The organism is Haloferax massiliensis, assembly GCF_001368915.1.
Lineage (GTDB): Archaea > Halobacteriota > Halobacteria > Halobacteriales > Haloferacaceae > Haloferax > Haloferax massiliensis.
This window is the reverse complement of sequence record NZ_CSTE01000006.1, coordinates 33988-48274: the sequence shown is the minus strand read 5'-3', so window position 1 is coordinate 48274 and position 14287 is coordinate 33988. Positions and strand designations below refer to the sequence as shown.

Here is a 14287-nt window from a genome sequence, read left to right as displayed (position 1 = left end):
GCTCGCGGACTCTCCGTTCTCTCTTTCCGAGTCACCCTACGCGCCCGAGCCGCTTCGATAGCGACGGTACGCGGTCGGCACGAGCATCGACACGCCCGCGACGGCGGCGAGGACGACGAACTCCGGGCGGACGGCCGCGGCCAGCGACTCGGTCGTGAGCGTCTCGACCGACGCGCCGGCGACGACGCCCGCGACGGCCCACGGGAGTTCGCCGACGGCGGTTCCGAGCGCGAACGCGCCGAGTCGGACGTTGGCGACGCCCGCCGCCACCGACACCACGTCGGAGGGAATCGGAAGCAGACGGCTCGCGGCCACGCCCCGCACCGAGCCCGTCTGTTCGACCGTTCGCTCGCCGACGTCGGCGAGTCCGGTCGCCCCGCGGTAGCGCCGCGCGAAGAGGAACGGCGGGACGCTCGTGAGGACGATGAGCGCCAGCGCGAACGGCACGCCGACCGGGCCGAGGCCGTAGCCGACGACGAGCGCGAGGAGCGTCGTCGGCCACGCGAGAAGGGGTCTCACGAGCGCGAGCGCGCTCGCGACGACGACGAGTCGCACGGGGTCGGCGGCGACCCACGCCGCGCGAGCGATGACGGCGTCTGGCGACGCGAACAGCAGGCCGGCGACGACGGCCGCGAGCGCGAGGCCGGCGGCGAGACGCGGACGGGGCACGGAAGCTCTGGAGTCGGTCGTCGCGCCGCGACCAAACGCTTTGTGCTTCGGAGGGCTTTAGCCCGACCCCGTTCGATTGGCTCCCGAACCGTGACCGAGCCCACACGCGACGAGCGCGTCGAACTCGCGCTCGACCTCCTCGCGCACCTCGAAGCCGACGAACTCTCCCTCGCCGAGGTCGTCGACCGCATCGAGACGGTCACCACGGACCCGACGCTCACGCGCGACATCCTCGACGCGGCGGAGCTTCGGGGCATCATCGAGCGCGACGGCGGCCGCATCCGTCACAACCGCGGCGGCACGTTCGTCCGGTTCGAGAGTCAGGTCGTCCAGCGCGAGGGCGACTTCGACTGCCGCCGCTGTGGCGCGTCCATCTCGACGGGCCACTTCGTGCGGTTCGAGTCGGGCGAACTCGGGCCGTTCGGCTCGTCGTGCGTCAGAAAAGTGCTCGGTCGGGAGTGACTCGCGGGGGGCCGCGACCGGCCGGTGGCCGGGGGTCGCGTTACCGCCCGCGGCGGAGTTCTTCGATGAGCTGTTCGACCAGCTCCTGCTGGTAGCGAATCTGCTCGCTTTGGGCCTCGACGACCTCGCGGAGCGACTCGATTTCGGCGGCGAGTTCGGCGTAATCGGCGTCCGAACCGGCGCCTCCGGCCGCCTCGGACTCGGCGGCCGACTCGAATCCCGACCCCTCGAACCCGAGGTCGCCGGCGTCGGCGACGTTGTCGGCCGACTGCTCAGTGGCCGGCGATTCGGTGGCCGACTGGGTCGTCGCGGCCTCGGCCGCCTTCGCTTCCGCCACCGCGCCGGTCGCGGACGTGGCTTCGACCGACTGGTTCCGGGCGGCCCGCTGGGCCGGTTCGGCTGGCGCGTCGCCCTCGGAGCGGGTGGCGTTCGCCGGCTCGTCGGACAGCTCGCCGGGGTTCGCGCTCAGCGGGTCGGGGCCCGCGCCGAAGTCGGTGTTGTCGCGCTCCGTGTCGGAGGATTCGGCGTTCGCCTGCGCTTTTTCCATCTGGACGCGGAACTCTTCGAGGCTGCCGACGCCGTGGTAGTCACACAGCGCCCGCGCGAGTTTCTCGCGGACGAGCCGCGCCTGCTCGTTGGGAATCTTGAACCGCTCTTGGCGACCGTCGACGGTGAGCACGACCGTCGTGGCGACGCTCCCCGACTCGAATTCGAGGTCGGTCACGTCGGCGAAGCGGTACGACTCGTAGTCCTCGTCCCAGACCGCGCTCCCGATGTGCCGGACGACGCGGGCGTCGGTGATGACGAACGTGAGTTCGCTGAACCGGAACGCCTGAACGAGGCGCTCGCCGTCCTCGTCGGTCACGCCGGCGGCCGCGAGGACGCCCTCGACGATTGGCTGGAGCGCGTCGTCGAGGCGCTTCGTCGACAGCGAGAACGTCTCGCTCCCGTCGAGGCCGTAGTCCAGCGATATCTTCGCTTTTCGTCGCCCCTCCTTGACGGACAGTCGCTCGGCGGCGTGCGAGAATTCGTCGACGGACTCGTCCGAAAGGAGGCCTTCGGCCCGATAGACGAGCGTCCGCGTCGGAGTTACAAACAGTTCGTCCTCGCCCCCGAGGTGGACGCGGGTCACCACGTCTTCCTCTCCGAGGACGGACTGGACGATCTCCGGTTGGCTCATGCGTGTGTGCATCCGGTGTTGGGACATAAATCCGCGGGTGATGACTCGAATCGAGTGGCGTGGTGACTCGCCCCGCGGTCGTCGAAGATGAGAAGCTTAAATACAACCAGCACACAACGGGAAGTTGAGCCCGGGTGGCTTAGCTGGACATAGCGCCGCACTCATAGGGTTTCACAATCGGTGCGGAACGCCTTGGAAGCCTCCGCCCCCCGCGAGGTCATGCCGGCCTCGCACCTGGGACATGCGGAGATCGTGGGTTCGGAGCCCACCCCGGGCATTCTTCGATTCTGGTACGCGGTCGACTGATACGAGAGTCGTAACGTCGTCTCCCGACGTTTCACTCGTTTTAACCCCATACGGGTTCGTCTGAAACGTGCGGTGCAAAGTGCACCTCTCCACACGAGTCACAGCTTCAATCCCACAAGGGCTCGTCTGAAACCGCCGCCTCGTGTTCGATGCGCGCGAGTCGGGACTCCGGGCTTCAATCCCACAAGGGTTCGTCTGAAACCCCTGCATACAATGAGCATGATATCGGGGAAAAGTTCGCTTCAATCCCACAAGGGTTCGTCTGAAACGCCAGCGACATCGTCGGTCGACGCGTCGGGACCGATGCTTCAATCCCACAAGGGTTCGTCTGAAACCCGGCAGACGACGTCGGAGCGGACCGACCGCGAGCAGCTTCAATCCCACAAGGGTTCGTCTGAAACTCGACGCAATCGACGCCCGTCTCGACGAGCTGGAGGGGGCTTCAATCCCACAAGGGTTCGTCTGAAACCTGATGGCTTGGAGGTCGTCGACTGCGAGCCGGTCGAGCTTCAATCCCACAAGGGTTCGTCTGAAACGCTCCGACAACGAGCGCGACGAACTCGCGAGGACTGCTTCAATCCCACAAGGGTTCGTCTGAAACTCTAAAATCACAACGTTACGAAATAAATCTTGTAGTGAGCTTCAATCCCACAAGGGTTCGTCTGAAACGCGTGTCGCGCTTACACGTCGTCGACGGCGTCGTAGTCGCTTCAATCCCACAAGGGTTCGTCTGAAACAAACGGTGTAGAAATTATCGGTGTCCTGGGCAAGGCTTCAATCCCACAAGGGTTCGTCTGAAACATGTCGGCGTCCTCGAAGTCGAGGGATGCAACGAGGCTTCAATCCCACAAGGGTTCGTCTGAAACTCATCGAGCCGGGCGACGACGTCCGACTCGACGACGGGCTTCAATCCCACAAGGGTTCGTCTGAAACCGGGAGTGCTTCAATAATCGTTCGTCCTAATGCCGCGCTTCAATCCCACAAGGGTTCGTCTGAAACGGCGAGCCCGACGGCGATGTCTACCATGTGAACGCAGCTTCAATCCCACAAGGGTTCGTCTGAAACGTGCTGGAGTTCTTCGGCCCGTCCCTCGTCGATGGGCTTCAATCCCACAAGGGTTCGTCTGAAACTGCAAATCAAGTCACTTGCAGAAATCGCAGACTTTGGTGCTTCAATCCCACAAGGGTTCGTCTGAAACCATTCTCTCCGAGTTCTGGCGAGAAACCGACTGGGGGGCTTCAATCCCACAAGGGTTCGTCTGAAACGGTCGTGGTCGTCAGGGGTCGCCGGCGGCGACAGCGCGCTTCAATCCCACAAGGGTTCGTCTGAAACCAGCGCTGAAGCTACGCAGTCAAGCAAGCCCCGGGAGGCTTCAATCCCACAAGGGTTCGTCTGAAACCGATTAGACCCCTGAGGGTAGTTCCGCCGAGTAAGCTTCAATCCCACAAGGGTTCGTCTGAAACCGCCGAAATGTCGAACAGATGGCTTCCAGACGCCCAAGAGCTTCAATCCCACAAGGGTTCGTCTGAAACGAGCCGAGAAACAGCCCAGATGATAGTTTTAAAGTTTGCTTCAATCCCACAAGGGTTCGTCTGAAACGGTTGTTCGGGGCGTTGATAAACGCGAGATGTGGTTGCTTCAATCCCACAAGGGTTCGTCTGAAACGGTGACGATGTTCGCTTTCGTCACGCTCCCGTCGCTTCAATCCCACAAGGGTTCGTCTGAAACTCCTCAACTCCAGCCGAGTCTGTACCAACTGCCTGCTTCAATCCCACAAGGGTTCGTCTGAAACACGTGACGACTACGCCAATGGGCAAGAGGTGACTGACGCTTCAATCCCACAAGGGTTCGTCTGAAACCAATGTTCCGCGCTATCATGGTTGCGTGGGGGGTAGCTTCAATCCCACAAGGGTTCGTCTGAAACGCCTACAGAACCATGTGACCTTGATACGACGTGGGGTGCTTCAATCCCACAAGGGTTCGTCTGAAACGCCACGTCTCGCACGTCCCATCGTCCTCCGAGACGCTTCAATCCCACAAGGGTTCGTCTGAAACCCCCATCGTACCGTATTGGGATTTAGTTGACATTGCTTCAATCCCACAAGGGTTCGTCTGAAACAACAGTCTTCGAGTAACCGCTCCGCTCGCGACCGAGCTTCAATCCCACAAGGGTTCGTCTGAAACCATTCCGAACTCAGTCATGCAGTCGACGACCGTCTCGTGCTTCAATCCCACAAGGGTTCGTCTGAAACGTTTCTCCCACGCGCAGTCACGGGTCGCCTGTAGCCGCTTCAATCCCACAAGGGTTCGTCTGAAACGCGGGTGTGAGGTCCGCATCGTGCCGACCGACGAGGCTTCAATCCCACAAGGGTTCGTCTGAAACCGCCCGCGGCCGTCACATCGCGGAACGGGCACTCGGAGCTTCAATCCCACAAGGGTTCGTCTGAAACGTCGACGCGTTCGACTCTGTCCACGGCACCGACCAGCTTCAATCCCACAAGGGTTCGTCTGAAACCACAATCACAGCCGCGGTGGGGTTCGTTGACCGTGCTTCAATCCCACAAGGGTTCGTCTGAAACGCTGTAGGACGTCCCGCAGGATGTGCAGCGGTGGGTGCTTCAATCCCACAAGGGTTCGTCTGAAACCATGGTTTTAACGTGGACAACGCGATTGAACTGGAGGCTTCAATCCCACAAGGGTTCGTCTGAAACGAAGACGACGTGCGGGCCATGGTTGGTGCGTGGATGGCTTCAATCCCACAAGGGTTCGTCTGAAACACGCGACTGAGCGACTCGTCGAGGGCGACCTCAAAATGCTTCAATCCCACAAGGGTTCGTCTGAAACGTTCTATCGACGAGGCCGACCGGTATCTCAAGAACCCGCTTCAATCCCACAAGGGTTCGTCTGAAACGCAAGGCGTTCCAATCGGACACCGAGTTCATCCACACCGCTTCAATCCCACAAGGGTTCGTCTGAAACTCCGCGCCCCGGAGCACGAACTCCAGCGTCCAGTCGCTTCAATCCCACAAGGGTTCGTCTGAAACGCCGCTTTTGCCGACGTGTTCTTCCTTGTAGCTCTGCTTCAATCCCACAAGGGTTCGTCTGAAACGCTCGGATTCGCACCAGTCGCGATGGCCGCCGACTGGCTTCAATCCCACAAGGGTTCGTCTGAAACGTCGTCCGCCGCGGGCGTGCCGGTGGCGTCGTCCGCGCTTCAATCCCACAAGGGTTCGTCTGAAACACGACGCGCCCCAAGAGCGACCGGTGGCGATGTCGGCTTCAATCCCACAAGGGTTCGTCTGAAACCCGTCCGAATTCACGGGGGTAGGCGGCTGTACATGGCGAACTCACATCAACGTTTCCGTCGACCCCCAATTCCCCCGAACCCCCCGGGGGGTCGACGGAACGACGGTTCAGCACCGGCGGTTGAGAGCCACTTCCGCGGATATGCGTCATGCGTCCGTCTCGTCAGTGAGCCTCGGCCGAACGCTGAAAAAACCGAAGGCGGAGTCGACGGCGCTAGTCCAGCGGGTCGTCGAGTTCGCCCATGACCGCTTCGAGGGCGTCGGTGGCGGTGAGGAGGCCGACGACCTCGCCGTCTCGCAGGACGAGTGCGAGTTCCTGGTCTTCGGCTTGGAACTGGTCGAACGCGTCGCTGACGTTGGTGTCGGCGGCGAGCGTCATCGTCGGCGCGGCGATTTCCTCGAACGAGCGCTCGCCGGCGCGGAGCGCCTCGAAGTTGTCGATGATGGAGGGCGCGTAGACGACGCCGCGGAAGTCGGTGAGCGAGTCGCCGACCAGCGGGAAGCGGGTGTGGGGGGTGTTTCGAATCCGGTCGAAGTTCTCGCCGGGCGTCGCCGTCGTCGAGAGCGAGACGATGTCGTTGCTGGGAATCATAATCTCGCTGATGGAGAGCTCGTCCACGTCGAGCGCGTTGAGCACCTCGTCGCGGCGCTCCTCGGGGAGTTCGCCCTCTTCGAGCAGGGAGTGCAGGCGCTCGCGGAGTTGACCGCGGGACTCGATGACGTCGGTCTCGGTTTCGAGCCACGCGCCCGACATCTCGATGCCGAAGAGCTTGAGCGTCCACTTGGCGACCCAGTCGCCGAACTTGATGATGGGCGAGATGGCGACGTAGAACCAGTGGAGCGGCGTCGCGCCGTAGCGACAGACCATCCGGGAGCGCTCGACGCCGAGGTACGTCGGCGTCTGCTCACCGTGGGTGAGGTGCAGGAGGTTGATAATCAGGTAGGCGATGAGCGCGCCGGCTCCGATGGTCGCGAGCGTCGTCCCGGCGAAAAGCGGTTCGAGTAGCGGTTCGAACAGCGCCGCCAGCGCGGGCTCGGCGACGATACCGACGGCGATGCTCGACGCCGTGATCCCGACCTGACAGGTCGTGAGATACAGTTCGAGTTCTTGGGTCATCTCCCACGCGCGTTCGAGTCGGGAGTCGCCGTCGACGAACTCGGATTCGGTGAACTGCCGCGCACGGGTCAGCGCGAACTCGATAGCGACGAAGAAACCGTTCGTGAGGATGAGTAACGCCCCCGCGACGAGGCGTATACCGATCTCTGTTGGGTTCATCTGTGTCGGTGTCCCGTTCGTTCGGGTTCGACCCGTTAGAAAGCATCGTCCGTCCGGAAATACATAAGTTACTTTATCGGGAGTTGCGTTTTATCTGGATTTAATTGCGGTTCTGATGAAGACGAGCGAGAAAGTTAATGCCGCAGCGGACACAGGAGCAACTGAATGACGAGTCGAGAACTCGACGCGCTGGACAGGCAGATACTGTACACCCTGCAGGCGGAGGCGCGCCGCACGTCGTCGACCGACATCGCCGACGAACTCGACGCCTCGGCGAGCACCGTCCGGAACCGCATCCAGCGGCTCGAAGCCGACGGGGTGCTCCGCGGCTATCACGCCGACGTGGACTACGAGCGGGCGGGCTACCAGCTGTACACGCTCATCGTCTGTACGGCACCGATTCCGGAGCGCGAGGAACTGGCCGAGGCCGCCGCCGCGGTCCCCGGCGTCGTCGAGGTACAGGAGGTGATGACCGGCGAGCGGAACGTCATGGTCCGGGCCATCGGCGTCGACGGCGACGACCTCAGCCGAATCGGCGAGGAGTTGGACGAACTGGGGCTTCGCGTCTCCGACGAGGACCTGATTCGGAACACCCACCGCCGGCCGTACGCGAAGTTCGGCGACGGGGGCGGCGAGTAAACCGGCCGGGGGGCCGACGCGCGAAACGCCGCCACTCGGGTTCGATACCGGTCCCCAATCGTTCGGTAGACGAAACGAGCCCACGGGCCGTGACACGCCGTCTCAGTGGCGAATGCGCTCTCATCGATACCCGATAACGCGGTTCCCGAACCACCGGTACAGCTTTGACAGGTGATAACGAACTGGTAATCGCCGTTGTCAGAGACCCTCCCGTTCGCGTCGGTCTCTCGCCGACCGGACGCCCCCCACCCCCACCACCATCACCACCAGAGCGGTTCAACGCGCTCCGACAACGGGTAGTCGCAGCTGAAACAGCATCGCGCGGCCGAGTCTCCCGCACTCGCCGCGTGGTACGCTACGTGGTTTCGCCGGACGGCCGCCCCCGGTCGTTCGCTTCCGACGGCGTCCACGACTCAGTTTTCCGTGCTCCGCTGTACTCGTGAGCCGTGAGCGACGCGCCCACGGCGGCCGACGAGGGTTGTGCAGGCCGCGACCGGCTCAGTCGAGTCGCTCGACCTGAATCAGCGCGACAGGGTCGTCCCAGCCGTAGACGGTCGGGTCGAGGTCGCCGTCGCCGACGATGCCGGCGTGGGGCGTGACGACCCCGTCCTCGGCGAGGTCCGGGTCGCTCGTTCCGGTTCCCTCGGTCCCGGAGTCGATGCCGTAGAGGGCCTGCGCAGGGGGGACCATGTCGCCGTACGCCTCGGTGTTGACTTCGGTTCCGGCGTCGTAGCTGGCCGCGAAGTACGACCGCGACTCGTTGACTCGCTCCGGGAGCGGCACGGTGTCGAGGCCGGCGAAGCCGTCGTTCGTGCCGATGAGCATGCTGACGAACGAGAGGTACGCGCCGCTGGCGTCGGTCTCCAGTTCGAGCGTCGCGGTCGCGGGGAACATCTCGCTCGCCGGGAGTTCCTCGGGGACGAGCGGCGCGTCACCGACCGCGATGCCACGAACGTCGTCGGCTTCCTCGGCCAACTCGCCGAGCGGGCCGAGATTGCCGTTCTCGGCGACTTCCCTGATGGCGTCGCTCGCCGGGTCGCCGACGGCGAACAGCTCCACGCTTGCGCGGTGGGCGACCACCGCCGGCGGGGTGAACGGCTGTCCGGTCGTGAGGTTCGCCACCGTCACGCGGTAGGTCCGCGCGGACTGGGCGTTTCCGTTCCCGTTTCCGGCCGATTGGCCCGGGAGGCTCGCGCTACCCAGACAGCCGGCGAGGGCGGCCAGCACGCCCGCGCCGGTCAGTCCGAGTACGGTTCGTCGCGTCGTCGGAGTCGTCGTGTCTCTCATTGGTCTCACGTGTGGTCGGTGCCACGAGAACGAAGACGCGAGACCGGCTAAAGGCGGTTTTTCGAGATTCGGGGAGACTCCGTGACGAATCGGGGTCGAGTCAGTACCAAATTCGGGCGGGGTGCGAGCGGGACGGGTCTGGCGCGTGCGATACCGCCGGGGTGCTCACCGGACCGTCACGTAGGTCAGGAACGCCAGCGCGACGAGTTGGAGGCCGCGGAGGACCAACACGGCCTGCTGGACGTGGGGGTCCCCGGAGTAGAGGCTCTGCATCGTGAAAAAGAAGTAGAGCGCGACGGCGTTCTCGACGAGCATGACGACGGCGAACGCGAGCAGGCCGAGGACGAGCGAGGTGCGGAACGTCCGGTAGTTGCGAATCCACACGGCGGTCAGCGCCGCGAGGAGGAGGATGTTCACGCCCGAGAGGGCGCTCGCCGCCACGATTTGGGTGTCCATTGCCATGATCAATCGAGCTGTGTCGCGATCTCTTCGAAGGTGTCGCGGTACCGTTCGAACTGGTCGGTGAGGAAGTACAGTCGCCCGTACTTGTCGCCGCCGGCCTCGACGACGCCGTGGGATTCGAGAGCGTCGAGGTGGTGTCTGACGGTCTTGTAGCCCACGTCGAGTTCGTCGGCGAGGCGGTTCGCGTTCTGCGGGCGCTCCGAGAGGACGCGGATGATGCGGACGCGGTTCTCGCCGCCGCGGGTCGCCGTGAGCAGATACCAGAGCGCCTTTTCCATCGACTGTTCGTTTGGTTGATTGGTCGAGCGCGGTATTATTCTCGCGGGTGCCGTTCGACGCGACGAGTTCGACTCGGCGACGACCGCACATGAGCGTTGTTCCAGTTCCGTACCAAATCCGGGTCGAGTTCGGACGTGCCGAGTCCACCTCGCCACTGGGCCGAACGAGGCGAGCCGACTGAGGACCCCGCCGACGGCAGTAAGGGATATGTCGGTCGCGTCCTACGAAAACTCGTATGGACGACGACGCCGGACGGAACGCGTGCGCCATCGAATCCCCGAAGGGTAGACCCTGCCCCTTCTGCGGCACATCGATGGACCACCGCCACTGCAAGTACGTCTGCCCGGAACACGGGGTCGTCTACGACTGCAGCGACACGTTCTGGTAACGAAACCTGACAGAAGACGCCCGAAACGGGGCCGCCGCGAAGTCGGCGGGTTCGCGGGTTGATTTCACGACGGCACGAAGCGTTATGTCGGCGGCGACCGAACTAATGACTGTCCTCCCCGGTCAGCTCAGTTGGTCCCGAGACGGGCGCGGCCACGAACACGAAACGATGCTCAACGAATCACAGGTCGAGGCGGGAAAAGACATCCAACAGCGGACGGGAAAGACGTTCTACTTCGCGACGCGCCTCCTTCCGGAACGCGTCAGACACGCCACGTACGTCCTGTACGCGTTCTTTCGCGTCGCCGACGAGGTCGTCGACGCCGAGCAGACCGCGCCGCCGGCAACACAGCGCGAGCGCCTCGAACGCCTCCGCGCCGAGGCGCTCGGCGAGACGGAGACCGACGACCCCGTCCTGTCGGCGTTCGCCGAGCTCAGAGAGCGCTACGGCATCGACCCCGACGACGTGAACGTCTTCATCGACGCGATGGAGTCGGACATCGAGAAGGACCGCTACGAGACCTACGAGGAGTTAGAGACGTACATGGACGGGTCGGCGTCGGCGGTCGGCCGGATGATGACCGCAGTCATGCGGCCCGACGACCCCGAGGCGGCGCTCCCGCACGCGACGGCGCTCGGGCAGGCGTTCCAGATGTCGAACTTTCTCCGCGACGTGGGCGAAGACGTGGTCGAACGCGACCGAGTCTACCTGCCGCGGACGACGCTGGACCGCCACGGCGTCGATACCGAACAGATTCTCGCGCTGGAGTTCGACGAGCGCGTCGCCGACGTGATGCGCGACGAACTCCGCCGAACGGAGTCGCTGTACCGCGACGGCGTCGCCGGCATCGAGTACCTCCCGGCGGACTGCCAGTTCCCGGTGTTGCTCTCGGCGGTGCTGTACGCCGACCACCACCGGTCGATTCGAAAGCTCGGCTACGACACGCTCACGACGACGCCCGAACTGAGCTTCGGGCGAAAGCTCGCGCTCCTCGCGAAGACCGCGGCGTACTGGGCCGTCTGGCGCGACCCCGTGGCCGTGTTCAAGGCCGTCAGCGTCGTCCCCTACCCCGACGACGACGAACTCGACGCGGAGTTCGGCCCCGGTTCGACGCCGGCCACCCGCGCTCGGCGGAGCGGGCGCGTCTCTGGGTGGCTCCGGTCGCTGAGCCGCTGGGGCTCCGACTGAGCCACGCGCGATTTTTCCGCGACTGAAACGATTTACTGGATGGCCGACAGAGCCCACGGCATGCATCGCGTCACCCTCGACACCCGGTTAGACGACTGTCCGCTGGGACGGGTGACCGCCGCGCACGACGTGACGCTGACCACGCCGTACTGGAATCTCTCGCCCGAGACGGGACGGTGCGACCTCTGGGTCGAAGCCTCGTCGCCGGGGCGGGCCCAGTTGGAGTCCGGCATGCGCGCGCTCAGAGACGCCGACGGCGTCGCCCGCTTCGAACTGAAGCGGAAGCGCGGGTCGAACGCGACGGCTCACGTCGTACTCGAAGAGACGGTCGCCATCGAGACGGTCATGGCCAACGGCGGCGCGGTCATCGCTCCGTTCCGCGACAGAGACGGCTGGGAGCGGTGGCATCTCGGCTTCGCCGAACCCCGCGCCGCGGCCGCGACCCTCGACTCGCTCGACCGCCGCTACGAACTCGCCGTCGTCGAGCAGGCCCCGCTCGGCGGGTCGGCCGCGGCCGACGTCTTCCGGAACTTCGACGAGGCCGCGACGCTCCTCGACGGCTGTGCCCGGCTCACCGAGGCCGAGTCGCGGGTGCTCCGCACGGCGGTCGAACACGGCTACTACGAGACGCCGCGAGGGGAGTCGCTCGCGTCTCTCGGCGAACGGTGCGGCGTCTCCGACGTGGCCATCTCGAAGACGCTCCGGCGCGCGGAGCGAAAGCTCCTCGGGGCCGCCGTCTCCGCGCTCGCCGACCTCGACACCGACCGGCTGAACGTCGGGGGCGGCGACGGACGTTAGCATACTAACCGTCGGCTACTCCGGGGTCGCGGGCGTTCGTTTCGGTAATGAGCGCACACGCCGACGCGCCGCGTTCGACCGTGGACCGGACGTCGCCGGCCCCCGACGTACCGCCGCGAACGACCGCAATCGACGCCGCCACGCCTCCGTCTCGCGGGTTGACGCGCCACCATGGTCGGTGAGTCGCCTCTCGCCGGTCGGTACCGAGACGCCGCCCTGTTCGTGTTCTTGGCGGCGATATGGGGCGGGACCTACCCCGCGGTGACGGTCGGGCTGGAGTCGTTCCCGCCGATTCTGTACGCCGCGCTCCGGCTCGACCTCGGCGCGGCTCTCCTGTTGCTGTACGCGGGGTGGCGCACCGACTACTGGCGGCCCCGCACGCGACGCGACTGGGCGGTCGTCGCGGCGGCCGGTCTCCTGACGCTCGGCGGGTACGGCGTCCTCCAGAACATCGGCCAGCAGACCGTCCCGAGCGCGGTCGCGTCGGTGCTCGCGGGGCTGATTCCGATACTGACTATCGGGTTCGCGAAACTGTGGCTCCCCGACGAGCGGTTCGGCCCGGTCGAACTGCTCGGCGTCGCCGTCGGCTTCCTCGGACTCGTCGTCATCACCGACCCGGACCCGTCGAACCTCCTCGGGGGGAACGCCGTCGGACAGGCGATACTGGTGCTGGCCGCGGCGTCCTTCGCGCTCGGCGGCGTGCTCACCCAGCGAATCGAGAGCGAGATGCCGTTCGCCGCGCAGACCGCGTGGGCGATGGTCGTCGGCGCCGCCTTGAGCCACCTCGCCAGCGCCGCGAGTCCGACGGAGTCGCTGGCGCAGGTTGACGTGTCGCTCGCGGGCGTCGCCGGCCTCGTCTACCTCGGCGTGTTCGTGAGCGCGGTCGGCTACCTGCTGTACTTCTCGCTTCTCCCCAGACTCGGCTCCGTCGAACTCAACCTCATCACCTACGTCATCGCCGGATTCGGAACCGTCTACAGCTGGTTCCTGTTCACCGAACCCGTGACCGCGACCACGCTTCTCGGGTTCGGCCTCGTCCTCCTCGGCTTCGCCTTGCTCAAGTGGGAGCGAATCGGGGCCGCCTACCGAGGGCGTCGGCGCGGCGTCGAATCGGACTGAAAACAGCCGCTTGAGAACACCGACGCTCAGGATCAGGACCGCCACGGCAACCGCCGCGGAAGCCGCAGGAGCCGCGAGTCGAACCGGTCCGTCTTGAGCAGTCCGACGCCGAACAGCGCCGCGACCGCGACGGGAACCCAGTTGCCGAACCACGCGTTGATGCCGCCCCAGAGGATGACGAAGCTCACGAGGTCGTCGAGCATGAACTCCGTGCGGTCGAGGCGGGCGAGAAGCGCCTCGCGGTCGAACGACCAGTCGAGCGCGACGACGGCGACGGTCGCGCTGACGACCCAGCCGGCGTAGTTCGAAAGCGGGACGCCGTAGAACAGGTGCGCGTCGTCGGCGAGGCGGTAGTACTCCCAGAAGCCGAGCGCGACCGCGCCGGGGTCGAGCACCACGTCCATGGCGAGGACGGCTGCGATGACGACGCCGAGGCGGACGGCCCCGTTGCGGGCGCGGTCGCCCAGCAGGAGCAGACACAGCAGGTAGGCGTTCATCACGAGCGGAATGAAAAACACCGGCAGGCCGACCGGGACCCCGGCGACCGTCGGCCCGAGGTCGACGCCGTAGTGGAACCAGCCGTAGGGCCAGCCCGTGGTGACGCCGGTGTACTCGATGGCGTAGGCGTAGGCGGTGAGCGCGCCGACGCCGAGTGCGGCCCGCCGCGTCACGAGCGGGAGGACGCCCACGACGAGCGGCGAGCGCATCACGAGCGTCCCGAGGAGGATGAGAAACGCGTTGAACGCCAGCGGGTCGGGGAGCCAGCCCATCGCGCTGGCGACGAGGAGCACCGCGCCGTTCAGCGGGAAGAACACCGAGATGGTAAAGCGGTTGTCGCGCACCAGCCGGTCGAGCGCGTCCTCGGCCTCGTCCCGGGTGGACGGCAGGCGCGCTCGCAGGTCGCTCTCGCTCACGGACGCACCTCCGGG

General features: G+C 65.3%; 13 protein-coding genes, 1 tRNA gene and 1 CRISPR repeat array. Of the genes, 7 read left to right on the top strand and 7 right to left on the bottom strand.

All coding sequences use genetic code 11. The features are described from left to right. Window positions 1-36 precede the first annotated feature (36 nt). Window positions 37-669: a TVP38/TMEM64 family protein gene (locus BN996_RS17985; RefSeq protein WP_089781373.1), complete on the bottom strand. Its 633-nt coding sequence runs from the start codon at window positions 667-669 to the stop codon at window positions 37-39. Window positions 670-759: 90 nt separating this feature from the next. Between BN996_RS17985 and BN996_RS17980 the strand changes: the two genes are divergently transcribed. Continuing rightward, window positions 760-1131 carry a DUF5830 family protein gene (locus tag BN996_RS17980; protein ID WP_089781372.1) on the top strand — a complete coding sequence of 124 codons (372 nt, stop codon included), beginning with the start codon at window positions 760-762 and terminating at the stop codon, window positions 1129-1131. A gap of 40 nt (window positions 1132-1171) precedes the next feature. Here BN996_RS17980 and BN996_RS17975 read toward each other — a convergent pair whose 3' ends face one another. Beyond that, on the bottom strand, window positions 1172-2311 hold the full coding sequence (locus tag BN996_RS17975; RefSeq protein WP_089781371.1) for a DUF7115 domain-containing protein: 1140 nt from the start codon (window positions 2309-2311) through the stop codon (window positions 1172-1174). Window positions 2312-2439: 128 nt separating this feature from the next. Between BN996_RS17975 and BN996_RS20285 the strand changes: the two genes are divergently transcribed. Next, window positions 2440-2588, top strand: a tRNA-Met gene (locus tag BN996_RS20285). 66 nt (window positions 2589-2654) lie between these two features. Continuing rightward, window positions 2655-5923: direct repeats of the CRISPR family, unit length 30 nt; unit sequence GCTTCAATCCCACAAGGGTTCGTCTGAAAC. 213 nt (window positions 5924-6136) lie between these two features. Here the strand turns inward: BN996_RS20285 and BN996_RS17970 are convergent. Continuing rightward, window positions 6137-7198, bottom strand: a complete 1062-nt coding sequence (locus BN996_RS17970) for a CNNM domain-containing protein (RefSeq protein WP_089781369.1) — start codon at window positions 7196-7198, stop codon at window positions 6137-6139. Window positions 7199-7363: 165 nt separating this feature from the next. Between BN996_RS17970 and BN996_RS17965 the strand changes: the two genes are divergently transcribed. Next, window positions 7364-7837 carry an Lrp/AsnC family transcriptional regulator gene (locus tag BN996_RS17965; RefSeq protein WP_089781368.1) on the top strand — a complete coding sequence of 158 codons (474 nt, stop codon included), beginning with the start codon at window positions 7364-7366 and terminating at the stop codon, window positions 7835-7837. Window positions 7838-8335: 498 nt separating this feature from the next. On the opposite strand, the gene BN996_RS17960 is transcribed toward BN996_RS17965, so the two are convergent. From BN996_RS17960 to BN996_RS17950, 3 genes are all read right to left on the bottom strand, one after another. After that, complete coding sequence (locus tag BN996_RS17960; RefSeq protein WP_089781366.1) at window positions 8336-9124, bottom strand: spondin domain-containing protein; 789 nt, start codon at window positions 9122-9124, stop codon at window positions 8336-8338. A 165-nt stretch (window positions 9125-9289) separates the two neighbouring features. Then, the gene (locus tag BN996_RS17955) at window positions 9290-9586 is read right to left on the bottom strand and encodes a DUF8036 family membrane protein (protein ID WP_089781364.1); all 297 of its coding nucleotides are present in this window, start codon (window positions 9584-9586) and stop codon (window positions 9290-9292) included. Window positions 9587-9588: 2 nt separating this feature from the next. Beyond that, the gene (locus tag BN996_RS17950; RefSeq protein ID WP_089781362.1) at window positions 9589-9864 is read right to left on the bottom strand and encodes an ArsR/SmtB family transcription factor; all 276 of its coding nucleotides are present in this window, start codon (window positions 9862-9864) and stop codon (window positions 9589-9591) included. 236 nt (window positions 9865-10100) lie between these two features. On the opposite strand from BN996_RS17950, the gene BN996_RS20280 reads away from it, so the two are divergent. The 4 genes from BN996_RS20280 (at window position 10101) to BN996_RS17935 (ending at window position 13358) form a co-directional block, all read left to right on the top strand. Next, a complete protein-coding gene (locus tag BN996_RS20280; protein WP_004042510.1) occupies window positions 10101-10253 on the top strand; it encodes an HVO_2523 family zinc finger protein in 153 nt (50 codons plus the stop codon). A gap of 168 nt (window positions 10254-10421) precedes the next feature. Beyond that, window positions 10422-11441, top strand: a complete 1020-nt coding sequence (locus tag BN996_RS17945; protein WP_089781736.1) for a phytoene/squalene synthase family protein — start codon at window positions 10422-10424, stop codon at window positions 11439-11441. A gap of 60 nt (window positions 11442-11501) precedes the next feature. Continuing rightward, entirely contained in the window at window positions 11502-12239 is a 738-nt protein-coding gene (locus tag BN996_RS17940; RefSeq protein WP_089781734.1) for a helix-turn-helix domain-containing protein, read from the top strand. A 171-nt stretch (window positions 12240-12410) separates the two neighbouring features. Continuing rightward, window positions 12411-13358 (top strand): DMT family transporter, encoded by a 948-nt coding sequence (locus BN996_RS17935; protein WP_089781360.1) that lies wholly within the window; start codon window positions 12411-12413, stop codon window positions 13356-13358. Window positions 13359-13390: 32 nt separating this feature from the next. Here the strand turns inward: BN996_RS17935 and cruF are convergent, their stop codons facing one another. Next, on the bottom strand, window positions 13391-14272 hold the full coding sequence (gene cruF, locus BN996_RS17930) for a bisanhydrobacterioruberin hydratase (protein ID WP_089781358.1): 882 nt from the start codon (window positions 14270-14272) through the stop codon (window positions 13391-13393). Window positions 14273-14287: the final 15 nt, after the last annotated feature.